We start from the raw sequence: 26,490 nt of genomic DNA on the forward strand, positions 1-26,490 counted from the left end.
AAAATGCTAGACCTTTTTTGATTTTCAATTTTCCCTGTGACTAGACTACTACATGTCTTTGTATTGCGCTTCTAAACTTGCAATCAGACTTTGAGTCACATCATCGACACTTGCACCATCAAAATGGATGTCCAATGTCGAGCCGCCTTTCGTAATACTCAAGTTCGCTTCCGAGCCGCCATCTGGTGCCACTTCTACGTGATACTCTCCGACATCACCAGTATGATCACCGGACTGAAGATCATTAAGAAGCTCACCAACTTCATCTTTTGATAAGTCATCAAACAGATCGGAGAAGTCTAAAGTATCCTCATCTTTGTTGAAATCAGTAACCGTATCAACCTCGTTGGTCACTTCACTCCACTTAAAGATGTCAGAGCCCTCATCTCCCGTTAAGATATCATTACCCAAACCACCAATCAGAATATCATCACCTTCACCACCAACGAGTATGTCGTTACCACCCTGACCAAACAGTAAATCGTTGCCAGCACCACCAGATAAGTTATCCGACTTATCACCTTGGTGAGATTGGTTGAATTCTTCTAAGTTATTTTTAACGTATTCATGGATGTCTTCACCATCAATGGTAGAAACATCTTGACCCGTTTGCTGTGCCACATGTGATTGAATTGCACTCAAACCTTGCTCATTACCGCCAAATTCAATTAAATCACCCAGCAAGATATCGTCACCTTCTCCACCCTGAATAGTGTCTGAGCCTTGCTTCAGGGGCACATCTTGACCCAATATCGTTTCAGCAAGTTTAGTAACATCGATATCTGACTCTACCACACCATCAGTGTCATACTGCTTAAGTGTCTGTTCATCAACACCACTACCAAGACCTATCGACTCTACTGAAGACAATGCTGCTAACACTTGATACATATGTTGAGCTTGTGTTGAGCTGCCACCTTCATCGTAGTAACGGATAGAACCATTATATCTGTCGATATCACCAAGGGTTCTGCCTGTTAGCGGTGAATATACTTGACCGTAACTATCTATAACGACGTCACCTTTGTAGGTAACCGTCTGTCCGTATGAATAACTACTGTTACTAACTATATCTTGCAGGGTAACAAGCTTGCCAGAATCATCGACATCCAAAATCACTTTCGAGAATTCATTCGGCGCTAAATGATAGAGATGCGTTGCTCTATTTGGTTGACCATCAGTAACAAAGTACGTGATATTTTGGCCATTAGGGTTAGGTTGACTGCTAAACCATTCAACAGCTGACTGTAAACCCGCCTCATAGTTTGTGCCGCCGTCACCCTCATCACCTATAGCACTATTCAGTTCTTTTACAAACTCATCTCTTGCTGTTGGAGAACTCAAGTCAACGGAAATAACTGCTGACGCACTTGAAGCAAACTCACTGAGGTGAATATTCACTGTTCCAGGCTTCTCACCCTGATTTGCAGCGCTTAACAGTTCATCAAACACATCTAGTACTTCTTGCTTCGCAGTTCCTACCCAGTTACCCATGCTCCCTGAAGTATCCAAAACAAAGGCGATGTTGTAGTCCTGACCGGCAATGATCTCCAACCCTTGGACATCGCCAACAATAATATCGTGATCGTCACTGCCCGTTATCTGATCGTTCCCATGTGAACCCGACTCTAGAACATAGTCACGAGCTGTAAGCTCAACAGACTCTGTTGTTGAAGCAGCATCATTATTTGCTTCTTCAACCGACGTCGCGGTAACGCTTAGTGGGAACTCTAGACTACCTTCATAATCAAACGGTACTCTGATATCTAAAGAGACCTTACCGTTAGCATCCAGGGTGACAAGATAATTACCGTTTGCGTCCTGATTAACGGCATGTCCATCGATATACAGCTCTACACCATCCGGCAAACCTTCCACAAAAACAGTTTGCGCCAAGCTTTCACTTCCATCGACATCAACCAAATCAACGTTAATATCAACGGGAATCCAACGCTCTTGAAGCACTTCATAGGTGCCGTCGGGCTTCAATTCAACGACTTTGTCTGCAAAAACAATTCGTTCAATTTCATATAAGTGATCACCACGATCATCACTACCTGTGTGGTCGTTTACCGAATCGATAGAACGATTATCTAGCAAAATCCAATATGGGACTTGACCTCCATGATCGTCTTTGAAGGTCATTTTGTAGTCACTGAAGTTTCCAGTTAAGTAAACCGTATCTTGGCCATCATAATCTGTAATAGTGGACGCATCATCACCATAGAAAGAGTCGTTATTACCACCGCCAATAAATACGTCATCACCGCCGCCACCGTAGAAGGTGTCATTGTAATCAGTCCCAACGAATAAACTATCGGTATCACTTCTGTCGTTGTTGTCTCCTAGCATCACTCCGGCGTATGAGTGATTTTTTTGCACGACATCATCCAAACCAAGATCAGCAGCGACGAGTTCATTCTCTGTAGGTGTCCTATCTATCGCAGAAGTAGCTAAGTTGTGATTAGGATCAACAGCATCTCTTTTTACTAACTCTCCAACATTAATCGTGATCGCAGGGGCATCTGCAACTGCGACAACGTTGATATCAAGCGTATTTGTTGCGCCAGTATTTGTGGTGTAATTAATTAATGGAACATCACCTGACCAGTGCTCGGTAGGTTCAAATACGTAACTACCATCTTGGTTTACTAATAAAGTGCCACTGGTCAAAGATACGTTTTCACCTACCGCATAGTCAGTGCCATTAATAGTAATGTGATCAACCATCAGAAGGTTGTCGTCATCAGAGTCATTACGCAGTACGTTACCCTGTAGCGAATTATCTTCGTTGGTCTTCCCAATATCACTTTCTGTTTCCGTCGGTAAGTTCTCATGAACTACAACATTGATCGCCAAGTTAGACTCTGCTGAATCACCATTCGCGCGTTCTGTACTCGTTGCCGTCAAATTGATTATGAAGTCATCATGGGAGCCCGCTGGTGGAGTCACAGTAAGTGTATCTAATGCCCAACTTGTCACGTCCAGTTCTTCATCAATGGTTGCTACAGTAATAGAACTGTTTCCATCTGAAAGGATCGCACCTACAGGTAAGCCAGTTAGCGTGACTTTAAGTGATTCAGAGCCATCTGTATCGTTTAAGCTTGCTTTAATTTCAGAGAGCGGTATCGCTGTATCTTGTAACCCTTCGTTCAGCTGATATGTTTCGTAAAACGCAACACCATTAAGTTCTTGTAGTTCAGACGTTCTGATATCAGTTGCTTCTAGTGCACTTTCATCACTAACTACGTAAAGACTGCTGTTGCTCAGATTGACAGGTGCTTGTCCATTAATGGATACATTCACATTAAAGTTACCCGGACCACTTTGGTTATGGTGATAAATTTCAATTGGATAAAAGCCAGATACCGAAGGGGTAAAGCTAGCACCCTTAATATCACCACTGTCGCTACCCCAACGAGCTTGATCAAGTAACGTACCACCCAACTTGATTGCAAGGCTATCATCGGCTTGACCGACAAAGTCGTAACTCGCTCCAGCTTCCAGATAAACAAGAGATGTGACTAGAACGGCCTCATTGGCCAAGGTTGCATGAGTCCCTAAATCTTCCACATTTGACCAACTCAATTGAGTTCCATCTGCTGCATCAAGAGCGTTGATCGCTGCAATTAGAGTCTCGCCGTTGACCCCCATGCCATTACTAGAACCAACTTGAACATTGCTCCATGTTGTAACGTTAAACTCTTGTTGGGGTAATGAGTTCTCGTGCGTCACTGCGATTAAGTTCGGTTTATCAGCGATAGGGTTTACGTCTATTGTCAGTGTTGACTCTTGACCGGTACTCTGTCCATCTGTTGGTTTAAAGCCAACTTGAGCGTAACTAGACTCCTGGTCTCCGACTTGATTTCCGCCGAAACTGTCACTGCCAGACTCATTTAATTCAGGTACAAAACGAACACTGTTTTCATCAAAGAGCGATTTATCAAGCACTTGATCGATTTGGACAGACTGCCAATCGCCCTGCGAATCTTTATACTCTAATGACCCATCGCTAGGAAGCGTTGTGATTTGGACGGAGAGCTCTGATACGTTAGAGTCCACATCGCTAATACCAAATGATGACCAATCAAGCATCACTTGGGTATCTTCACTCATCTCAACCGCGGAAGGCGAAGATTCAGGTGCATCATTCACATTTACCAGAGAAACATTGACCTCGGCAGTATCAATCCCGCCAGTTCCATCGATAACCTCAACCTGAAGCGTATAATCGCCCAAGTCAACATCACCGATTGTCTTGTTCAATGAAATCTCTCCGCTTGTCGGGTCGATATCAAAAATACCATTAGTGGTCGAGCCATCTGCAAAGCGGTATACAAGCACGTCATTATCGTGATCTTCAGCAACGACCGTACCAATAACTGACCCACTCACCGTGTTTTCGTTAACTGACCCGAAGTCGTAAACATCATCATTTGGTTTGTCACCAGCACTATCGCCGTCAGAAATAAACTCTGGAGCGTGCTGAGCATCTATAATAGAGACTGTTGCTTCGTTCGAGTCACTTGCAAGCGTCGAATCTGCACCAACCGTATCAATTAGAGTCACAGTTAGGTTTTCAAGATCTTCGTAAATACCATCATCGAGAGTTTTTATATCAATCGGCGCCGACGTTTTACCCGCTGGAATCGCGACTGTGTACGTACTTGGAGCAATATAATCTTTGTCATCAACATTCCCGCCGATTGTGAATGTTACCAGTACATCTTCATCTGCTTTTTGGTCAATGTTGACGATAAATTTTGCATCACTACCTTCATCAACTGAGGATTGATCTGAGCTAATAGTCACTTTCGGTGCACTTTGGGCATCAACGATCACAACACTTGCGCTGTTATTTGAAGCAATGCTCGCATCAGCGCCATCCACCTCTTTAATGGTTACTGTGAAAGATTCTGCGCCCTCATAAATACCATCGGTGAGCGTCAGTAAGTCAAGAGCAGCTGAAGATTGACCCGCAGGAACTTCAACACTAAGAACGCCAACAAAATCTTTTCCATCTTGGGCCACGCCACTATATTCGACATGAACCGTAACGCTCTCATCTGCAACTTTATCAAGTGTCAGCGTAAAGCCTGCCGTTTCACCTTCATTTACGCTGTTTTGATCGGCACTAATACTAACTAAAGGTGCAGGATCAGAATCCACAATATTTGCGTTACCAGTTGCAATACCATTACTGGTGACACTACCGATTTCCGTAACCGTCAGACCAAAGCTCTCATCACCTTCATGGACATTATCTAGTTTGGTCGAGACTGCGACTTTAATTTCAGCGACACCTGGAGGTATAGTAACGTCTCCATTAGGCGCTATATCTAATGTTTGAGTTTGACCATGAGTATCCACATAGGTCACTACCATAGTGCCTAGATCAACATCTTCCGCAGTATAGCTATCATTTGTTGTTGACTTCAGATTGACGACAACGGCCTCTTGAACAGGGTTAGAGAGTAAAACGGTAAATATTGCGTCAGTTCCTTCAATGACATCGCCGGCATCTACTACGCTAAGTTCTGAACTATCATTATCAAGAACTGTTGCCGTCCCCGTTTCACCGCCGAGCTCAAGAACGATCGTTTCGCTGCTTTCCACAACCAAGTCATCAATAGTCGGAATCGATATTTCGAAGCTACTTATACCTGCAGGAACAATCAAGTAACCACCTAAGAAAACAACACCATTTGTGTAGGTTGCATTTGATAGATTTAAGTCATTCTTATCAACTGAAGAACCTTGAGCAAGCATATCAACTTGGTACTTAACAGCAGTACTGGTGACTTCATCTAGAACAACCGAAAACGTGACATTGTCACCCTCAGTCACGCTATCACCGACCACAGACAGACTTGGCCCATTTTCAGCAACATTACCATCTAGCATTTCATTAACGATATTGACTGTAGATGGATCGCTAACGCCACTTTCAGAGTCGACGGCCACATATCCAAAGCTGTCCTCTGCAGGAACACCTTCTACATAACGTAACTCCCAGTTACCTTCATTTTTCGTAGAAAAATCTAACTGAGTAATGACCGAACCTTCAGGAAGAGCTAGATCTTTCCCATAACCAACGCTTGTTTCTTGGAATAGCATGAAGTTGCCTTCAGGCTTCAAAAACTCGAACGTTTGAGTCTGTTGGACATTATTTGAATCTAAGTATGTAACCGTAATAAGCGCTGCGTTGTCATCACCGTAATCAAACAATCCACCTAGTCCATCTAGTCCAAGGTTTACGCTGCCCACAGGGTTATTAGACAAATCGATCGTAATCGTTTCACCTTTCTCAATACCCTGCCCATCATTGTCAGCGATACCATTGCCGATGTGTGACACCTGGCGGTTGTACTGCGCAAGCTCACCGCTATCAGAAGAAATGGTGATAGAAGCTCCATTTGCTAAATGCTCAGTACGGGAATGTGATGAACCACCATCCTCACTTAATCCCCAGTTATTGAAATCTGTTGTAGATTCCGAGCTATTAGGCGTATTAGGACGATCTTTGATACCTAATAAGAAGCCAACATTATCAGCTTCATAGTAAAGGCTGTCTTTGTCATAAAGCGTATCGCTTACTTCTTTAATTTCGTGCAACTCACCATCACTATCTTTAAAGAACAACGTACCTGAGGTTGGCAGTTCAGTAATTCGGACATGTAGATCGTTGCCTTTTAAGTCGTCTTCAACATCCGCGATATGATCTTGAGAGTCACCGCTACCCAGAGGCTTCGTATCGGTATCAAACACAACGTGCGTAAGCTGAGCATCGGCCACATGCTTAAAGTCTTCACTGTCAGGTTTGTCGTTTACTGGCGTGACATCAACTTTAACAATGGTGGATTCACTGACACCACCGGAGGTGACGATATAGGTGAAACTGTCTACCCCGTGGTAGTTGTCGTTCGGCGTGTAGGTCACGGTGCCATCAGGGTTGACCGAGACAGTACCGTTAGCTGGGCCTTTATTGGTATCAAGCGACACTACTTTATCGTCGCCGTCAAACGTGTCGTTACCTAAGACTTTAATGATGGTTGGCGTGTCTTCCACGACTGTCGCGCGGTCAGATTCAATATCCGCCACAGGTGCAACCGTGAAGTTCACCGTTTGGCTGATGCTTTCACCACTTGGATCAGTAGCAGTAAACGTTAGGGTTTCTGAGCCGTTCCAGTCTGCGGTTGGTGAAATGGTCGCGATGCCATTTTCAATCGAAACCAACACGTTGCTGTTGCCGGACACTGAGAAGCTAAGCACAGAGTCGCTGTCTTTAAATGCGTTGTTTAAATCAATCGTGTAGGTCGCGAAATCTTCCGATAACACTTGATCTGCAATGGCATTTTCAACAATCGGTGCATCATTAACACGATTCACAATCAAACTGTCACTGTCGCTAACCGTTGGATTAACACCATCCGACACTGACGCGCTGATAGTCAGGTCTTTAAGGTTAAGTTCATCGTTGTTAATCGCATCGACGCCCGCTTGAGTCAGCTTGACTTCATTGCCAACCAACACGAAGTAACCGTTTGAGTTGTTTTCTAAAGAAACGGTTAATTGGTCTTCTGGCGTGTCAGTATCACGAACCGTTAAGGTTGCGACTACCGTATCAGTGCTCACTGCGTCTTCAGTGATGCTTTCTACGGCATCAACCTTGATGGTTGGCGCATCGTTCACTGGATTAACGGTAACGGTCACCTTCGCTTCGTCGGCCAATTGACCGTCCGTTACGATATAGGTGATTTCAGCGTCACCATTGAAGTTTTCTGCCGGTGTGAAGACGAGTTTTCCATCCACCACTTCAACCGTACCCTGCTCTTTAGGTACAGAGGCTGATTCAATACTCAGCTTATCGCCATCCACATCAGTATCGTTTGGCAGAACATCAATCGTGACAGCGGTATCTTCTTGTGTTGTTGCCGCGTCATCTTTTGCCACTGGCGTATCGTTCACTGGTGTGACATCGACGTTCACCGTGGTGGACTCCGATACCCCACCAGACGTAACGATGTAGGTGAAGCTGTCTGTACCGTGGTAGTTGTCGTTTGGCGTGTAAGTCACGCTGCCGTCAGGGTTGACCGAGACCGTGCCGTTGGCTGGACCGTTGTTGGTATCCAGCGACACCACTTTATCGTCGCCTTCAAACGTATCGTTATCTAAGACCTTGATGATGGTTGGCGTGTCTTCCACAACCGTCGCTTTATCAGCCTCAATGTCCGCCACAGGCGCTACTGTGAAGTTCACCGCTTGGCTGACGCTTTCACCGCTTGGATCGGTGGCAGTAAAGGTCAACGCTTCAGAGCCGTTCCAGTCCGCAGTTGGAGTGAACGTAGCAATCCCATTGACGATCGCCACTTGAATGTTGCTATTGCCAGAGACGCTAAAGCTCAGCTCGCCATCCACGTTATCCACATCACTGAAGGCAGTATTTAGATCGATGCTGTATGGCGTAAAGTCTTCCGCCAAGGTTTGGTCTGCGAGGCTGCTTTCAACCACAGGCGTGTCGTTTACGGCATTCACGGTGACGTTGACCGTCGCTTGGTCAGTCAGTGCACCATCGGTGACGGTGTAAGTAATTTCGGCGTCACCATTGAAGTTCTCGGCCGGTGTGAAGACCAACTTGCCGTCAACAATTTCAACTGTACCTTGGTCACTCGGCACAGATGCCGAGTCAATCGACAGCTTATCGCCATCAATATCGGTGTCGTTTGGCAGAACATCAATCGTGACAGCGGTATCTTCTTGTGTTGTTGCCGCGTCATCTTTTGCCACTGGCGCATCGTTCACTGGTGTGACATCGACGTTCACCGTGGTGGACTCCGATACCCCACCGGACGTAACGATGTAGGTGAAGCTGTCTGTACCGTGGTAGTTGTCGTTTGGCGTGTAGGTTACGCTGCCATCAGGGTTGACGGAGACTGTACCGTTAGCTGGGCCTTTACTGGTATCAAGCGACACCACTTTATCGTCGCCGTCAAACGTGTCGTTACCTAAGACGTTAATGATGGTTGGCGTGTCTTCCACAACCGTCGCTTTGTCTGCCACGATGTCCGCCACAGGCGCTACCGTGAAGTTCACCGTTTGACTGACGCTCTCGCCGTTTGGATCGGTAGCAGTAAACGTTAGGATTTCTGAGCCGTTCCAGTCTGCGGTTGGTGAGATGGTCGCGATGCCATTTTCAATCGAAACCAACACGTTGCTGTTACCGGCTACTGAGAAGCTAAGCACGGAGTCGCTGTCTTTAAATGCGTCGTTTAAATCAATCGTGTAGGTCGCGAAATCTTCCGATAACACTTGATCTGTAATGGCATTATCAACTGTTGGCGCATCGTTAACACGATTCACAACCAAGCTATCACTGTCGCTAGCCGTTGGATTAACACCATCCGATACTGACGCGCTGATAGTCAGGTCTTTAAGGTTGAGTTCATCGTTGTTAACCGCGTCAACACCCGCTTGAGTTAGCTTGACTTCATTGCCAACCAACACGAAGTAACCGTTTGAGTTGTTTTCTAAAGAAACGGTTAATTGGTCTTCTGGCGTATCAGAATCAGCAACTTCCAACGTCGCCACTACCGTATCGGTGCTCACTGCGTTTTCAGTGATGCTTTCTACGGCATCAACCTTGATGGTTGGTGCATCGTTCACTGGATTAACGGTAACGGTCACCTTCGCTTCATCGGTCAATTGACCGTCCGTTACGATATAGGTGATTTCAGCGTCACCATTGAAGTTTTCTGCCGGTGTGAAGACTAGTTTTCCATCCACCACTTCAACCGTGCCCTGCTCTTTCGGCACAGACGCAGAGTCGATGCTTAACACATCGCCATCCACGTCGGTGTCGTTTGGCAGGACATCAATCGTGACAGCGGTACCTTCTCGTGTTGTTGCCGTGTCATCTTTTGCCACTGGCGCATCATTCACTGGCGTCACATCGACGTTCACCGTAGTGGACTCACTGACACCCCCAGACGTAACGATGTAGGTGAAGCTGTCTAAGCCGTAGTAGTTGTCGTTCGGCGTGTAGGTTACGCTGCCGTCCGGGTTGACCGAGACCGTGCCGTTAGCTGGACCGTTATTGGTATCAAGCGACACCACTTTGTCGTCGCCTTCGAACGTGTCGTTATCTAAGACCTTGATGATGGTCGCCGTGTCTTCCACAACCGTCGCGCTGTCTGCCACGATGTCCGCCACAGGGGCAACTGTGAAGTTCACGGTTTGACTAACACTCTCGCCGCTTGGATCGGTGGCGGTAAAGGTCAGTGTTTCTGAGCCGTTCCAGTCCGCAGTTGGAGTGATCGTGGCAATACCATTGACTATCGCTACTTGAATGTTGCTGTTGCCAGATACGCTAAACGTTAACTCGCCATCGGCATTATCCACATCGCTGAAGGCCGCATTCAGATCGATCGTGTATGGCGTGAAGTCTTCTGCCAAGGTTTGGTCTGCAATGCTACTCTCAACCACTGGCGTATCGTTCACGGCATTCACCGTAACTTTGACCGTCGCTTCGTCAGTCAGCGCACCATCGGTGACGGTGTAAGTGATCTCAGCGTCGCCATTGAAGTTCTCGGCTGGCGTGAACACCAGTTTACCGTCAATAATCTCGACTTGACCTTGGTCACTCGGCACAGACGCCGATTCGATGCTTAACGCATCGCCATCGATGTCAGTGTCGTTTGGCAACACATCAATCGTTACTGAGGTATCTTCCTCTGTAATTGTTGCGTCATTAAGGGCAATAGGCGCATCGTTAACTGAGTTTACTGTTACCGAGACTTGAGCTTCATCCTCTAGCTCACCATCTGAGATAGTGTACCTAATAGTTGCATTACCATTGAAGTTTTCAGCCGGAGTGAAAACAAGCTTACCATCGACAATCTCAACGATACCTTGCTCTTCTGATACAGAAGCAGAAGTAATGGATAAATCGTCACCTTCAATATCACTGTCATTAGCGAGCACATCAATTACAACCTGGGAATCTTCGTCAGTTTGAATCGCATCGTTAGTCGCTATTGGCGCGTCATTAACAGGCTTAATATCTAAATTAGCAGTGCCATTAATAACACCCCCATCGTCATCAATGATGTCATAGGAGAATGACACTTCAGTATCATCATCAGCTTCTGGGATATAAGTCCAAGATCCATCGTTGTTATCAATTAAAGTGCCATTCCCACTCTCAATAGTGACGTTTGTAACGATAAGAGTATCAGCATCGTCAATATCGACATTCGATAGTAATTCTTCGGTAGTTATCGTGATGGGATCGCTATCTTCTTCGATAGCGCTTAATGTCACTGGAGAATTAGTAAGTGGTTTATTTGAGCCATCTCCACTGGTTTCTATATTTGTTGCGAAAAAGTCATTTAAGGTCAACGCTTGTGTTTCAGATAAACCGAGGGATTCCAAGCCAATAGTTTCAAAATTTGTTGAGGCCAGTACTTCAGTGCCATCCCGTGCAATCGTGGCACTATTTTGTAAACTTGAACCACTGTTTTCACCCGCAGCTGGCGCGAGTTCTTCATCAACTATAGAAGGGTCTTGACCTTGCTCAATAGCACCAATAATTCGTGCCACATCATCAGAAATATCTTTTGAGCCTTGCTCTTCAGTTAGTTGAATGTTCAAATTTAGAGGTGCAGCATCTGTCGTTGCCACTACCACTTCACCTGGTAGGGGCTGTTGTCCTTCTGTTAGGACTCTCAGCTCCCCATCTAAACCTATTACGACGACTTGATTACCGAGTGACACTAACGCTGTACGATCCATATAAATCTTAACCCTAAATAACTGTCAAGTTTTTGACTAACAATACTAATTTGCTATATATTGCCTGATTATATAGTGCAATAACAGCAATTTGATGCTCAATTAAGTAATTATGTGTCATACATCAATAGGAATCTATGCGCATATTTGTCTTGTTTTAATAAAAGCCACTCAACTCTTGTTAAACATCAATTTCACTTTAAAATCGGGATCCTTATTCAAAATTTAGACCCACCAAATGAATTGATTTATCAAGAATGAAACAAATGAACAATGAATCAACAGGTTACTTCATCGTGTATTAATGTTATTGTGCGCTAAATTATTGACGCCCTTATAGGTATCCCACTTATAAGCCCTCTCACCTCGAGAAATTTTATTATTATCTAGGAGAATCACAGTGAAGTGGACTCGTGCCAACGCCTTTTGCATTGGTGTGTTCGCAGCTAGTCATGCTTTTGGGCAAACACTAGAGCAAGCGGTTGAAAACACATTAAAAACCAATCCTGACATCAAAAGTGCGTTCAATGAATTCGTTAGCAAGCAGTATGTGAATGAAGCATCTGGCGGTGCTTACCTCCCATCCGTAGATTTAGACGCCGGTATCGGTTATGAAGGCATTAACCCAGCAGAAGCAGGGCGAGATTCAACGGATCTGACAAGAAAAGAAGCGACCGTGACACTAACCCAGTTGATATGGGACGGTTCTGCGACACTTAACGATATGGATCGAACAGCAGCTGACTCAGAATCAGTTCGTTATCAACTGCTCGCTGATGCTCAAGACACGGCACTCGAAGTGGCAAAGGTTTACTTAGATTCAGTAAAAGCTTATGAAATTCTTACACTTTCAGAAAACAACTTGAAGGTTCATAAGAAGATCTACGAAGACATTAAAAAGCGAGTTAACTCAGGACTTGGGTCTACCGCTGACCTAACTCAAGTAGAAGCTCGTTTAGCAAAAGCTCACGGTAACTTGGTGGCGGCTCAGAACAACTTATATGACAGCCACACCACGTTTACACGCCTTGTCGGACAGTCCCCACAAGGATTGATTTTTCCGCGAGCGGACCAGAACTTTATTCCCTACACCATAGATGAAGCAATTGACTTGGCATTTGAATCGCATCCAGTAATCAAAATTTCGATGGCAGATGTAGACTCAGCTAAGTTCCAATATAAGCAATCTAAGGGAACTTACTATCCAACGATATCTGTAGAAGCGGCTCAAACGTGGCGTGATGATGCAAGCGGTATCGAAGGAAGCAGTGATGAAACGACAGCGATGCTGCGTATGCGTTATAACCTCTTTAATGGTGGTAGTGATGTCGCCAATGCTGAAAACTTTGCCTATCAACTAAACAAAGCCAAAGATTTACGAGAACGCGCATACCGCAGCGTTGAAGAAGGGCTTCGTCTATCATGGAGCGCGTTAGATTTAACGCTTCAGCAAAAAGAGTTTCTGGCGGATCACGTAGATTCGGCGTCTGAAACTGTTATCGCCTACGAGAAACAGTATCGCATCGGTAAACGAACCCTTTTGGATTTGTTAAATACTGAAAACGAGTTATTTGAAGCGAGAAAAAACTACTTGGATGCTCGATATTCAGAGCAATACGCGAAATACCGTGTAATGAATGCGACCGGCCAATTGTTAAATGCCTTGCGAGTCGATGTGCCTACGGAATGGAATGAAAAGGTGGAGTACTGATCATGAAACCAATGAACATTCTATTTGTATTAAGCCTTCTCGCCGTTACTCAACAGGTTGTTGCTGAAGACGAGTATGACTATCGACCTGTACCAAGTGCAGAGCAAATTGCTGATCTTCAAGATGAAGATAACGATGGCGTCATCAACGCTCGAGATATGTGCCCTGGCACACCGGAAGGCTCAGAAGTCGATAATGACGGTTGCGGCGAATACATTAAAGCATCAGATAACATGCAAGTAAGAATACTTTTTGCCAATGATTCTGATGAAATCAATCCCGTGTTCAGAAGACAAGTACGTGAACTGTCCGATTTTTTAAAAGAATACCCTACTACGTCGATCGAACTGCACGGCTACGCGAGTAAAGTTGGTGGCTCTCAGCACAACCAAGATCTATCAGAGAGACGAGCACGCAATGTCCGTGAGGCGCTATTGAGCTACAACATCGAACCGAGCAGAGTTCGTATTGTTGGCTTTGGTGATACTCACCTAGCGCAACAAGGTACCGATGAAGTCAGTCACGCTTTAAACCGCCGAGTAACTGCTTCTGTCGTTGGTTATAAAGGCGAGATTAAAAAAGAGTGGACAATATTCACTACCCTCCCTGAAAGGTAAAAATATCTGTATTAATGTTTGTTCAAACAAGCATTAATAAACCTAGAACGACATAAGAAAAGGAGCTTCGGCTCCTTTATTTTTACTCATTGCAATAACCGTATTATGCTTTAGGAATCGGCACTTTAGTGTTACCCTAGCGGCGTCATAACAACGAGAGTTTTGAAATGAGCAAACTTACATCAGATATCCAAGCAAACCTTGACCTTTTTGTTGCAGAAACAAAAGAAAACCAACTGGTTTGGGGTTTACGCAATGAAGAAGGTTGGCTATCTTGCGATTCAACTGAATTCGAAAACAGTGAAGTCATGCCTTTCTGGTCTTCTAAAGAAGATGCAGAAGCGCACAATGTTGAAGAATGGGCTGACTTCACTGTACTAGAAATCCCACTAGATATCTTTGTTGAAGATTGGCTTTTAACTCTTGCAGAAGATGGTGTTCTTGTTGGTACTAACTGGAACGATCAGCTAGAAGGCAAAGAAATGGAGCCTCAAGATCTAGCTAAGCTTTACATTGCGTAACGACTTCTAGGCCTCAACTTTATGTTGGGGTCTTTCTTTTTATGCTCTTTTTTGATATGTCGACCAAGTGCATAGTTTTCCTATTCTTTTTCTTCGTACACCCAACTCAATCACAACGCTGATCAATTAATAGCGCTATGATTCTCCAATTCCAAAGCAACAAAAGAACATAAGGCACGTTTAAATATGCGCACGCTCTATCCTTTGCTTGCGTCACTCTTACTCGCCCCGGTATATGCTAGTGACACTCAAGATATTGAGCCAGAACAAAATATCACGCAGTGGCACGCCGTTTATCAAACCACATTGAGAAGTAATCCTGACTCAGCATTAAGCATGCTTCAAGATCGATACCACACCGCGAAATCGCACAACGAAAAACTCTACGTCAGCGGGCTGATTTATGAATACATGTCGAACATAAAACAGCCGTACTATGGAAGCAGCCAAGTTCTCAACAATAACTTTGCTCAGTTAGAGTCAGAGTACATTCTTGCCTTAAATGAACGTAAGCATGGTAGTTATGACGCCTCAGTAAATAGCTTTTCTTCATTGCGACAAAAAATGAAGCAGACTTCAGATTCTGAAGGCAAAGCTTTGATGAACTATCAGCTCTGTTATACCTTGAATCAACAAGGTCGTTATCACAAAGCAAACTTTTATTGCTCGTCGTTAGAAAGCCATCTAAGTCAACAACACCAAGAAAACTTCCCTATTGATCTCGCGTTACGTGTGGTAGCGAACAATTATAACTATCGTGGCGACTATGAAAAAGCGCTGAGTCTTTATAGAAAGCTGCTGGCGAACATGTCTGCTCAAAGCGATCCTTCTGGCATTTACAATGACGTCGGAAATTTACTTGCAGAGCTTGGGCAGTTTGAACAATCAGAACAATATCTCATCCAAGCCCTACTCGCTCGTCAAGATGAAGGGACACCACTCAAAGTCGCCCAAGTCGAACATAGCCTTGGGGCAATGTATAAGAAATCCAAAGAATTCGATAAAGCCATCAATCATTATCAAAATGCATTAACAATACTCAACCAGCTCCACTACCCATATGGTCAAGGGTTAAGCTACTTAGGGCTGTCTGCGGTTTTAGCCGAAAGTGGGCAACTGGATACCGCAGTAGATTACATTAGAAAAGCTTTAGACATTGCTGAAACGTATGAAAATACGCACCTCGAAACGGAAGGGCATTTAGCTGCTGGGTTCGCGTATTTGAAAAACCATGCTACTGAAAAATCGATTGCACATGGCAAAGTCGCGTTAACACTAGCGATCAATAACTCTAGACCATTATTACAGGCACAAGCTCAATTACTCCTTTCCGAAGCATACCAAGCCCAAGGTGATTATAAACTGGCATTAGAGCACCACGAAGCCTATTCAACCATTGAATTGGCCAACCGAGACGCTAGCAATATTAAAGCATTAGAGGCATTAGACCTCACAAAGAAAGAGTACGAATATGATCTTCAAGTCGCTCGGTTGAATAATGAAAAAAGCTTAAATCAGCATCAATTTGAGAAGCTTACCGATCAAAAGCGCACTTATAATTTTGTGGTTTCCTGTTTGTTGGTCTTGCTCATTCTGGCATTGATACTTCAGCGACAAACACGACAAAAAGCCAAAATAGATAGTCTAACATGTGCGTTGAATAGAGCGGCAATTATAGAGACCATCAAAGGTCAAACCTCCAAAGCGGACGAAGACTTCCGCTATGTTTTAGCATTAATCGACCTTGATGACTTTAAGACGATAAATGATCAATACGGTCATCCGACTGGCGACTTGGTGTTACAGCAAGTTTGCCAAGTGCTTAAAGCTAAGCTCAATAAGGGAGAGTATATCGGCCGTTTGGGTGGAGAAGAGTTTATCTTATTATTGAAAAACGTCGATGAAATTGACGTTCCTTTCCGCGTACAAAGCCTACACAAAACGATTTCAGAGAAGCGCGTACGCACGGTAAATAATAGTGATCTGAGTGTAACTGCTAGCTTGGCCTATCTATCAACATCAATGCCGCTTACCAACTTTGATGAACTTTATTCGATACTCGACCAAGCTTTATACCAGGCTAAAAAGCAGGGAAAAAACATCATTATAGACGCATACGATGAGCCAATTAGCCTAAGTTCTGACTATGTTAGCCAGTAAAACAAGGCACGACTAAACGTCAGCAGCCTGCTTGTTCACAAGAGACTGCATTACGGTCTCTTTATTGTTTAAGTAATCATCTAAGCCAGCTTTGCGCAAATCGCACGATGGGCAATCACCGCAGCCATCACCAATGACCCCGTTGTAGCAGGTCAACGTATTTTCACGAACCAGTTGCAACGCGTCATATTGATCAGCTAACGCCCACGTTTCTGCTTTATTTAGCCACATTAACGGTGTTTTGATCGTCAGGTTACGGTCCATCCCTTGCACCAAAGCCGTGTTCATTGCTTTCACAAAATCGTCACGACAATCTGGATAACCACTAAAGTCAGTTTCGCACACGCCAGTAATTACGGTTTCAGCCCCAATTTGGTAGGCGTAGATTCCTGCGAGCGTTAAAAATAGAATGTTACGGCCAGGAACAAAAGAGTTTGGTAGGCCGTTTTCTTGCAATTCGTGTGAGACAGGGATGTCATCGCGCGTGAGAGAGCTAATCGCAAGTTCGTTTAAAAGGCCAACATCCATCACTTTATGCGCTTTGACGCCAAGATCCTTTGCGATCTTTTGTGCCACTTCTATCTCTAACTTGTGGCGCTGACCATAATCAAAAGTAATGGCATGAACTTCATCAAACTCTTTAAGTGCTTGAACCAGACAAGTCGTGGAATCCTGACCACCACTAAAAACAACAACGGCTTTTTTCATTTCTCTCTCCGCTCTTAAGCAATACTTAGGTATTTATGAGTTTGAACAGACAAGCGCCAATTGCGAGCAATGCACGTTTCAATACACAATTGCGTTGCACGAGGCTTTTGGCTAATAGGCTGCAATGCAATGACAGTCTCAACCGCGACATTCGCATTTGCCAATAGCTCATCAAGGTGGTCGATGTCTTTTTGCGTACCAACTGGGTGCTTAATCTCATTCGCACGCTCTAACGCGCTATTGAGAACTGGCAGTTTACCCTTCATCGCCACTTTTGGTGACACGGTCACCCATGTATTTTCTGACGTGATGACTTCTGATGTGCCACTCGTTTCAATTTGGCATTGGCAACCCATATCCTCAAACGCCTCTGTTAAAGGGCGTAGATCATAAATACAAGGCTCACCACCAGTAATCACGATATGTTTAGCATTAAAGCCTTGCAGTTGATATTGCTCTACGATGTTCTCGGCAGATGCGACGCACCATGTGGGAGAATCTTCCGTCTTCACCAAAATATCACCAATTTGACGTTGGTCATTCTCATCTGCATACCACGTTTGTTTGGTATCGCACCATGAGCAACCAACCGGACACTCTTGAAGGCGAACAAAAACAGCAGGTACTCCAGTGAAAACCCCTTCCCCTTGGATGGTTTCAAACATCTCATTTAGCTTATACAACGTAGAACTCACTCAACTCATAATACTTCGAGGCGAAGACCTTAATGGACACACGTGTCTAGGTCAATTTAAACCAAAAATTAATTGTTAAAATAGACCATTTTGTAGTTTCATAGTCGCGGTGAGCGTAGGTTTCTGGTTAGCGTTATACCAAACCTTATTCACTTACAGTTCCCAAAAACTTTAAGGTAAGAAATGATGTATAAACTGATCGCATTAGATATGGATGGCACACTGCTCAATAGTGATAAAGCAATCTCTGAAGAAAACAAACAAGCGATCGCAAAGGCTCGAGAAGCAGGCGTTACTGTCGTTCTCGCTTCTGGTCGCCCATTAGAAGGAATGCAAGGTAAGCTCGACGAACTGAATATCCATTCCGATAAAGATTTTGTCCTTTTCTACAATGGCTCTATGGTTAAGAACGTAGGAACAAATGAAATCATCCACCAGCAAATCATTGATGGTAAGGCAGCAAAATTAGTCGCTCGTAAAGCGAAAGAATTAGGCGCTTATGTGCACGCATTCAGCCAAGTACATGGCTTGATCACCAATGAGAAAAACCCATACACTGACATCGAAGCCAACATTAATGGCTTAAATGTAACAGAGATTAATTTTGAATCGCTAGAAGATGATCATCCAATCATCAAAGCAATGATGGTTGCCGAGCCAAGTAAGTTAACTGAGGTCATCGCTGCGCTGCCGTCTGAAATGCGTGAAGAGTTTACGGTGGTTCAAAGCGCTCCGTTCTTCCTGGAGTTTCTTAACCCAGCGAGCAACAAAGGTATTGGTGTTGCTGCAATTGCTGAGTATCTAGGTATTCAACCGGAAGAAGTGATCTGTATGGGTGATGCTGAAAATGACCACCACATGCTGAAGTACGCTGGCCTTGGTATCGCGATGGCAAATGCAATGGAAGAGACCAAACAAATCGCTGATTACATTACGGCAAGTAATGATGAACACGGTGTAGCTAAAGCGATTGAAAAATTCGTCCTTAACGCTTAATTCCTCCGCCGCAATGGCGTCAGAGATACGCAAAGCCACATTGTTGAGCTACTCAACGTACAAAAAAGCCTTGCTGTAAAGCAAGGCTTTTTTTTTACTCGTATGCCTGAGAAAGAAAGCATACAACCATCAATCTAGCACTGTTTCTCTCTGTTGTTTTTCATGAATCAGCTTTCTTGCAAGCAAGATAAACAGCAACATCAACAATGGATAATGCAACGTCGACAATACCAATGACCACAAACCACTAAACGAGACAACAGAGCTTGAGTATAAATAAAGTTGCTCAACGAATACCAACGCAAGCGTTACAAAAATCATCTGACGAGAATCCAAATGCACTTTTGACTCTCTAAACGTCATAACCAACGCTGATGCCGTAATTAAAATAGCTAACCAGCGGCCAAACACAGGTAATGGCCAGATAACAGAGATGACCGCCGTTACCGCAGTCATAATGAACCAGACGCCTTTTGAGCTCAGCACTTGATCAACATTCACGTCTTGATTTGTTTCCAATCGCAGAACATGCCAGGCCACCAAGCTTCCTAACAGCGCACCAAACAACATATCTAAGAAAAAGGCGCTACCAAGGAAAAACTTACATAACATAATAGTAAGCGTGACGAGCATCATGACAGCGGTCGTACCATTCAAACCGAAATAATGCGTTCTCTGAAATAAAAAGGTTAAAACACAAAACCAAACGGCAATAGGCAAACTTGGAAAACTAAATCCAAAGCTGTGTGTTAACTCCATCATTGGTATATAGACATGCGGGCGAGGAAGCGCAAAGCCCTGTTGAGCTACAAGTACCATCAGGGACGTCGCGCTAATAGCGAAAAAGAGTCGGAATACAAATCGACTGCCAAAACGCATCATTACTAACGGAAATAGAAAAAGCAGTATCGTAGGTTCTGTCAGTTCTATAACAAGATTTGAGATCTGATTCGCTACCTCGAAACTCGTTTCTGATAAAGCCCCTACCCAGCTTTGTAAGTCTTTCATCCACCTCAATTCAATCTGACGAAATGAAGGCGCGGATTCGATCAGCTGAGTCACATAAGATGCGGACTGCTGAGTAGCTTGTTCAAAAAACTGAATGGCTTGTGGCCATTGAGCGGGATAGCGGTACAAAAATGATGGCAGCTCGGATGGTCCAAGTAACATTGCAGATGCGATTTCTACCCCGTAGTGAGGAGCAAACCAAATAGGTAACTCATTCCCACCTAAGGAATTGTTCATCGAAAAAGCAATAATCTCAGAATCTGATATGCAATCGTAATAAACCGCGGTGTCAGTTCTGCCAAGTTCCTCCCCAACCGTGACCACTAAACCCGTTTCTTCCCACGTTTCTCTTTGCGCAGCAACTTTGGGAGATTCTCCATCAATAATTGTCCCACCAGGTAGAGAAATCTTATCCGTCAATATTTCATGAACTAGCACTAACTTGTCGTCAGCACGAACAACGCAGAGCGCCCCTTTTACTTCGCTCGCGGCAGCTTTAGCCGTAGAGATTGGTGAAACAGGTAACAAAATAAAACAAAGGATGAGTAATAACAGCTGTCTCAACACAAAATATGACCTTAAGTAAACATTATGATAACCAATGAATAATGGCAGTTAATCTTATCTTTTTCGATAAAAATTAAGTAACGAGTTATGCCAAACAACGTTGATCGAATAAAGCATGATCTTGAAGCTCATTGGAGAGTAATTTAATGCAAACCTGACAAAAATCAGACAAAACATGAAATGTTGATCGCAATTCTGCCAGTTATATGAAGGTAGCGTCAGGATAAAGTCATACACATTTTATGGGTTCTCAAAGTTGGAACAATAAAAAAGGGCTTATTATTCGAAAACAATAAACCCTGCTTATGATAACTATGCGCTGCTCGTTGAAACCAAGAATGAATTCTACCTCAAGTCACCAACGAATCAGCTTTTGAATGCTTGATGGTTAGTTAGACTTGCAATGTGCGTCGCGAACTTCTTGCCAAACACCCCAAGGTCCAGAGTCTGCTGGGTTATCGCCTTGAGTCCACCACTGCGCCTGCCACACTTTGCCATTCCAAGTAACGTTATCCCCTTTGAGATACACCGTACTCGCTTGCCATTCTGCTGCGCAGTTATCTGTTGGAGGCGTTGTCACTGTTTTCGCTTGAGCCGACACTAGCGCCTGATATTGTGTACTGGTCTTATCAACGTTGAAGTTCAAAGCAACTCTTGCTTCTCCCGCCTGAGCTGCTCCAAATTCGACATCGACACGACAACTTGCATTCATTGCTAACGTCGCCTGAGAACACTGATCATTTGCAATAACGGCAGCATCAGCAACGCCAGAAGCAAACGCGCGAACGTTTTCTACAGTGAACGTCGTGTTACCTGAATTTTTGATAACAAAACTATGTTGCTGCAACTCGCCAACATTAAATGATGCCAATATCTGTTCGGTGGTATACCCAACAGAAACATTCTCTTTCGGAGGTGTAGTCGTGCCAATGACACCATTAACAAAATTACGCATGGCGGCGATATCGCTATAAACACCATACATACCCGGACGAGCACAACCTATTCCCCAACTGACCACACCAAGTTGAGTAATTACGCCACCACGATTAATAACGATTGGACCACCGCTATCTCCCTGACAGGAATCTATCCCGCCTTGAGGAATTCCCGCGCAGAAAGACACCTCTCCAACGGTTGTGTAATTACCACCGGCTTGACGACAAGTCGAGTCCGACACGAGCGGAACGTCAACCTCTTGCAATCGAGATGGAGAGCTTCCTCCTTCAGAGGTTCTCCCTAAACCTGCGACTGTAAGCCAATCTCCGATGCTGGCGTATTGCGTTAGACTACCATCGGCAATTTCAACCGCAGCAACACCTTGAGGTACAGAGTCCAACTTTAAGACTGCGAGATCGTGAGAAAGCGTTGCTCGGCGATATGCCGGGTGCATGTGGATTTCACTCACGTTAGCTCGAACACCGTCAGTGCCATTGTAAACGACGCCACCGATTTTAACCGCAATCTGATTCGGCGAATCACCCTCGACACAGTGGGCCGCAGTAAGGACGTAGCCATTCCCAATATAACTGGCACCACAATATGATCGGTTACCATAACGGCTAACAATTTGGGTGTAGAATCTCCACTCACTAGGATCAGCAGTGATGCCGCCTACGATCTGGGGTTGTATAGTGTGATTTTGTGTCTGTGACAAATCATCAGCACTTGCGAACATTGGCAAAACAGCCAACGCAAGTAACGATTTTGTTAGTTTCAAAATATTGTCCTCTTGTTTTTGTAAGCACGATCCTCGTGCTACTAATAAACAAGCAGACAAAAACGCCAATACCAATGTGGGCGCATATTAATTTACTAACATTGCGAGCAACTTATAGAGAAAAGTCTATTGACGAACTGAATGATTTCAATTCGCTAGAATGTGTATCACAATATTAAAATTAAGCATGGTCATTAGCTCAACGGCTTTCTTAGATAGTGAATATGGTGTGCAAACCCTTGTTTTTCATACAAAGAGATTGCACCCTGGTTAAAGTGCCATACTTCAACAAACATCTGTTTTGCACCGTAATCAGAGAACGTTGACTCAATTTTGTTAATCAATGCCTGAGCTGTGCCTTGTTTCCGAAACTCAGGTAATACATAGAGCTCATCCACACTTCCCATCATAACCGGCTGACTGACGGTAGAAACAAGTTCACAGAAATGACCAGAGATAAAACCAATAATTTCATCTCCTTGTTTTGCTACATAAACAAGACATTCAGGATCATCAATGTATCGAGCAATACTTTTTTCTTGCTCTATCTCCTCTGCAGTTTTGAACAGCTCAGGAGATTGAAGATGATGCTCATCATGCAGCTCAAACATAAGGTCGTTGAGCGACTCAAGGTCGCTAAAACACGCAGATTTAATTACAAACGTGGTCATACAAAGGGTCACTAAAAATTGAATGGCTGTAGTTTGTGAGGAAAATGCCGTATTGGCAAGTCACAAAATTGCCTGCACGAGACGTTTACGCTATCTACAAACAAAAAAGCCCCTGCACTTAATAAGCGTACAGAGGCAGAACCAACCTACAGAGTTCGAGGATCAGGGGTTAGTTAGAATTGAGTTTTAATTAACGTCTTAACACTCGTTCAATTTCGTTCAAGCTACTTGGGTCATCAATCGTTGACGGAACGGTGTATTTTTCACCATCGGCTATTTGACGTATGGTTCGGCGCAGAATTTTACCCGAACGTGTTTTCGGTAGGCGATCTACAACCAATGCATGCTTAAAGCAGGCAACCGCACCGATCTCACTACGTACCTTGCCAACAAGCTCACCTTCAAGATCAAGCTCGTCCACTTTGACACCATCTTTAAGCACAACAAAACCAAGTGGTAACTGCCCTTTTAACTCATCGTGGATACCCACGACTGCACATTCCGCAATCGCTGGGTGACCACCGACAATCTCTTCCATTTCGCCTGTCGATAAACGATGCCCCGCGACATTAATCACGTCATCAATACGTCCCATAATGAACAGGTAACCGTCTTCATCCAGATAGCCCCCATCACCTGACACATAGTAGCCAGGGAATTGGCTGAGGTAACCGGTTTCAAAACGGTCATGGTTACGCCAAACCGTTGGCAGACAACTCGGTGGCAACGGACGTTTTAATGCGACAAAACCTTGTTGGTTAGGCCCGACCGACTCTCCAAGTTCATTCAGAATCTCGACCTGATAACCCGGAATTGGCTTCGTCGAAGAACCCGCTTTAACTGGCATCATTTCAACACCTGTTGGGTTGCCAGCGATAGCCCAACCCGTTTCCGTTTGCCACCAGTGGTCAATAACGGGTTTGTCTGCTTTGCTCTGAACCCATTCCAGTGTTGGAGGGTCAAGGCGTTCTCCTGCCATAAAGATGGTTTTCAATTTAGAGAGATCATACTGTTTTAAAAACTCACCTTCTGGGTCTTCTTTCTTGATCGCACGGAACGCTGTCGGGGCAGAGAACAACGCATCTACTTTGTATTCGTCACACACTCGCCAAAATGCACCAGGATCCGGTGTTCGGACGGGCTTGCCTTCGAATAAGATTGTTGTGCAACCGTGAATCAGTGGCGCGTAAACAATGTAAGAGTGCCCTACTACCCAGCCAACATCAGATGCCGCCCAAAATACGCCATCTTGAGGAATGTTGTAGATTGCGCTCATAGAGTACTTCATCGCGACGGCATGGCCGCCGTTATCACGCACGACGCCTTTTGGCTTACCTGTCGTACCCGAAGTATAAAGAATGTAGAGTGGATCGGTTGCTAACACCGGAACACAACCGTGTGGCAACGCTTGGTTGTACTCTTGCTGCCAATCCAGATCTCTTTCTTGGTTTAGATCGGCTTCGCACTCAGGGCGCTGGAATACAAATACTTTCTCTGGCTTCCATCGGCTGTCCATAATGGCCTTGTCTACCATTGGCTTATATGGAATAACTTTGTTGATCTCAATCCCACACGACGCCGTCATGATGACTTTCGGCTCTGCATCTTCAATTCGTACAGCAAGTTCATTAGGTGCGAAACCACCGAATACAACGGAGTGAATCGCCCCCAAACGCGCACAGGCTAGCATCGCCATTGCGGCTTCTGGAATCATCGGCATGTAAATAACGACTCGGTCGCCTTTTTCAACGCCTTGGGCAGATAGCATGCCGGCAATTTTTGCCACTTGGTCACGCAGGTCACTATAGGTATACGTTGTTTTATTGCCGGTTACTGGCGAGTCATAAATGAGTGCCGTATTATCACCGCGTCTTTGCTCGCAATGGTAATCCAATGCTAACCAGCACGTATTCATTACACCATCTGGAAACCAACGTTCTATGCCGTTTTCATCAGATTTCAAGATAGTTTTAGGAGATTCGAACCAATCGATATTCTCCGCTTGAGCGCGCCAAAAACTCTCCGGTTCGTTTTTCGCCCATAAATATTCTTTTTCGTATGAAGACATATTGCTTCCTCCAGTATGTCCTGACATTGCTCTCGTTCTATTCAAAGACCGTTCTTTTCACTCAAAGACATCAGAGGGTACACGCACAAATCCCTCCATTAGTATTCTCGCACTTCGGCTCATGATGGCTTTTTGTACCACCCAGCCTTGTTCGGTTTGCTTCGCTTGTGCTCCGACTTTTAGCGTCCCTGACGGGTGGCCAAAAGTCACTGACTCTTTTTCGCCGCCACCAGCTGCCAAGTTCACCAGCGTACCCGGCACACACGCCGCCGAAGCAATCGCAACGGCTGCGGTTCCCATCATTGCATGGTGAAGTTTGCCCATCGACAACGCACGAACCAACACATCAATTTCCGACTCATTGACCGCTTTACCGCTTGAGGACTGGTAACTTTTCGGCTTGGATACAAACGCGACCTTTGGTGTGTGCTGGCGTGTCTGAGCTTCTTCAAGTTCAGAAATCAGACCCATTTTTAATGCGCCATGTGCGCGGATAGATTCAAACATCGCCAACGCTGCATCGTCGTTGTTGATTTGATCTTGCAGCTCCGTGCCTTGGTAACCAATCGACTCAGCATCAATAAATATGGTTGGAATACCCGCATTGATGAAGGTAGCGTTAAACGTCCCCACATCAGGCACCACCAAATCATCGACTAAGTTTCCAGTTGGGAACATGCTGCCTTCCCCATCTGCCGGGTCAACAAAGTCGACCTGAATCTCTGCGGCCGGGAACGTCACACCATCAAGTTCAAATTCTCCGGTCTCTTGCACGAATCCGTTCACAATCGGCACATGAACCAAGATAGTTTTACCGATGTTCACCTGCCATACACGCACCGTCACAATGCCGTTTTCTGGAATACGACCTTGTGGGATCAAGCCTGCATGGATAGCAAAAGGCCCAATTGCGGCAGACAAGTTACCGCAGTTCCCACTCCAGTCCACAAATGGCTTATCAATGGATACTTGTCCGAACAAGTAATCAACATCGTGATCGTCACGGCTGCTGCGCGAAACAATTACCGTTTTACTTGTACTTGACGTCGCGCCGCCCATACCGTCGATTTGCTTACCATAAGGATCCGGGCTGCCGATAACTCGCAACAACAGTTTGTCACGCGCTTCACCTGCCACTTGAGCCTCTGATGGCAAATCTTCAAGGTTGAAAAAGACCCCTTTACTTGTACCGCCACGCATGTACGTCGCCGGCACTTTGATTTGGCTCATTTGATTCGGAGTTTTGCTTTCCATAACC

At 44.7% G+C, this 26,490-nt stretch carries 13 protein-coding genes; 5 read left to right on the forward strand and 8 right to left on the reverse strand.

Translation table 11 applies throughout. The annotated features are described in order from the left end of the window. Positions 1 to 48: 48 nt before the first annotated feature. Positions 49 to 11,790 (reverse strand): tandem-95 repeat protein, encoded by an 11,742-nt coding sequence (locus ACZ5ZC_RS15740; protein WP_464932089.1) that lies wholly within the window; start codon positions 11,788 to 11,790, stop codon positions 49 to 51. 400 nt (positions 11,791 to 12,190) lie between these two features. Between ACZ5ZC_RS15740 and ACZ5ZC_RS15745 the strand changes: the two genes are divergently transcribed. The 4 genes from ACZ5ZC_RS15745 to ACZ5ZC_RS15760 all read left to right on the forward strand — a co-directional run bounded on the left by ACZ5ZC_RS15745 (position 12,191) and on the right by ACZ5ZC_RS15760 (position 16,799). Continuing rightward, complete coding sequence (locus ACZ5ZC_RS15745) at positions 12,191 to 13,501, forward strand: TolC family outer membrane protein (RefSeq protein ID WP_464932090.1); 1,311 nt, start codon at positions 12,191 to 12,193, stop codon at positions 13,499 to 13,501. A gap of 2 nt (positions 13,502 to 13,503) precedes the next feature. Next, positions 13,504 to 14,118, forward strand: a complete 615-nt coding sequence (locus ACZ5ZC_RS15750) for an OmpA family protein (protein WP_047009789.1) — start codon at positions 13,504 to 13,506, stop codon at positions 14,116 to 14,118. A 167-nt stretch (positions 14,119 to 14,285) separates the two neighbouring features. Next, on the forward strand, positions 14,286 to 14,639 hold the full coding sequence (locus ACZ5ZC_RS15755; protein WP_005395049.1) for a DUF2750 domain-containing protein: 354 nt from the start codon (positions 14,286 to 14,288) through the stop codon (positions 14,637 to 14,639). A gap of 186 nt (positions 14,640 to 14,825) precedes the next feature. Next, positions 14,826 to 16,799 (forward strand): tetratricopeptide repeat-containing diguanylate cyclase, encoded by a 1,974-nt coding sequence (locus ACZ5ZC_RS15760; RefSeq protein ID WP_054867041.1) that lies wholly within the window; start codon positions 14,826 to 14,828, stop codon positions 16,797 to 16,799. A 12-nt stretch (positions 16,800 to 16,811) separates the two neighbouring features. Here the strand turns inward: ACZ5ZC_RS15760 and queC are convergent, their stop codons facing one another. Then, the gene (gene queC / locus ACZ5ZC_RS15765; RefSeq protein ID WP_104969424.1) at positions 16,812 to 17,507 is read right to left on the reverse strand and encodes a 7-cyano-7-deazaguanine synthase QueC; all 696 of its coding nucleotides are present in this window, start codon (positions 17,505 to 17,507) and stop codon (positions 16,812 to 16,814) included. A 14-nt stretch (positions 17,508 to 17,521) separates the two neighbouring features. Beyond that, positions 17,522 to 18,172 carry a 7-carboxy-7-deazaguanine synthase QueE gene (gene queE, locus ACZ5ZC_RS15770; RefSeq protein ID WP_031780442.1) on the reverse strand — a complete coding sequence of 217 codons (651 nt, stop codon included), beginning with the start codon at positions 18,170 to 18,172 and terminating at the stop codon, positions 17,522 to 17,524. Positions 18,173 to 18,388: 216 nt separating this feature from the next. Here queE and ACZ5ZC_RS15775 point away from each other — a divergent pair, with 216 nt between their 5' ends. Beyond that, positions 18,389 to 19,198, forward strand: coding sequence for a Cof-type HAD-IIB family hydrolase (locus tag ACZ5ZC_RS15775; protein WP_046874945.1), 810 nt, complete (start codon positions 18,389 to 18,391; stop codon positions 19,196 to 19,198). Between the two features lie 129 nt (positions 19,199 to 19,327). Here the strand turns inward: ACZ5ZC_RS15775 and ACZ5ZC_RS15780 are convergent, their stop codons facing one another. From ACZ5ZC_RS15780 to prpF, 5 genes are all read right to left on the reverse strand, one after another. Beyond that, positions 19,328 to 20,773, reverse strand: coding sequence for a bifunctional NUDIX hydrolase/phosphatase PAP2 family protein (locus ACZ5ZC_RS15780; protein ID WP_085343811.1), 1,446 nt, complete (start codon positions 20,771 to 20,773; stop codon positions 19,328 to 19,330). 388 nt (positions 20,774 to 21,161) lie between these two features. Then, a complete protein-coding gene (locus tag ACZ5ZC_RS15785; protein ID WP_464932091.1) occupies positions 21,162 to 22,493 on the reverse strand; it encodes a trypsin-like serine protease in 1,332 nt (443 codons plus the stop codon). Positions 22,494 to 22,687: 194 nt separating this feature from the next. Beyond that, positions 22,688 to 23,164: a GNAT family N-acetyltransferase gene (locus ACZ5ZC_RS15790; RefSeq protein WP_046874942.1), complete on the reverse strand. Its 477-nt coding sequence runs from the start codon at positions 23,162 to 23,164 to the stop codon at positions 22,688 to 22,690. A 190-nt stretch (positions 23,165 to 23,354) separates the two neighbouring features. Continuing rightward, entirely contained in the window at positions 23,355 to 25,232 is a 1,878-nt protein-coding gene (locus ACZ5ZC_RS15795; protein WP_464932092.1) for a propionyl-CoA synthetase, read from the reverse strand. Positions 25,233 to 25,289: 57 nt separating this feature from the next. Then, the gene (gene prpF, locus ACZ5ZC_RS15800; protein ID WP_464932093.1) at positions 25,290 to 26,486 is read right to left on the reverse strand and encodes a 2-methylaconitate cis-trans isomerase PrpF; all 1,197 of its coding nucleotides are present in this window, start codon (positions 26,484 to 26,486) and stop codon (positions 25,290 to 25,292) included. Between the last annotated feature and the right edge of the window lie 4 nt (positions 26,487 to 26,490).

Source organism: Vibrio sp. JCM 18905 (genome assembly GCF_055393305.1).

What these genes read in the sequence shown, in the direction of transcription:
- ACZ5ZC_RS15740 (WP_464932089.1), bottom strand. Translation starts at nt 11,790, where the DNA reads ATGGATCGTACAGCGTTAGTGTCACTCGGTAATCAAGTCGTCGTAATA.
- ACZ5ZC_RS15750 (WP_047009789.1), top strand. Translation starts at nt 13,504, where the DNA reads ATGAAACCAATGAACATTCTATTTGTATTAAGCCTTCTCGCCGTTACT.
- ACZ5ZC_RS15755 (WP_005395049.1), top strand. Translation starts at nt 14,286, where the DNA reads ATGAGCAAACTTACATCAGATATCCAAGCAAACCTTGACCTTTTTGTT.
- ACZ5ZC_RS15760 (WP_054867041.1), top strand. Translation starts at nt 14,826, where the DNA reads ATGCGCACGCTCTATCCTTTGCTTGCGTCACTCTTACTCGCCCCGGTA.
- queC (WP_104969424.1), bottom strand. Translation starts at nt 17,507, where the DNA reads ATGAAAAAAGCCGTTGTTGTTTTTAGTGGTGGTCAGGATTCCACGACT.
- queE (WP_031780442.1), bottom strand. Translation starts at nt 18,172, where the DNA reads ATGTTTGAAACCATCCAAGGGGAAGGGGTTTTCACTGGAGTACCTGCT.
- ACZ5ZC_RS15775 (WP_046874945.1), top strand. Translation starts at nt 18,389, where the DNA reads ATGTATAAACTGATCGCATTAGATATGGATGGCACACTGCTCAATAGT.
- ACZ5ZC_RS15790 (WP_046874942.1), bottom strand. Translation starts at nt 23,164, where the DNA reads ATGACCACGTTTGTAATTAAATCTGCGTGTTTTAGCGACCTTGAGTCG.
- ACZ5ZC_RS15795 (WP_464932092.1), bottom strand. Translation starts at nt 25,232, where the DNA reads ATGTCTTCATACGAAAAAGAATATTTATGGGCGAAAAACGAACCGGAG.
- prpF (WP_464932093.1), bottom strand. Translation starts at nt 26,486, where the DNA reads ATGGAAAGCAAAACTCCGAATCAAATGAGCCAAATCAAAGTGCCGGCG.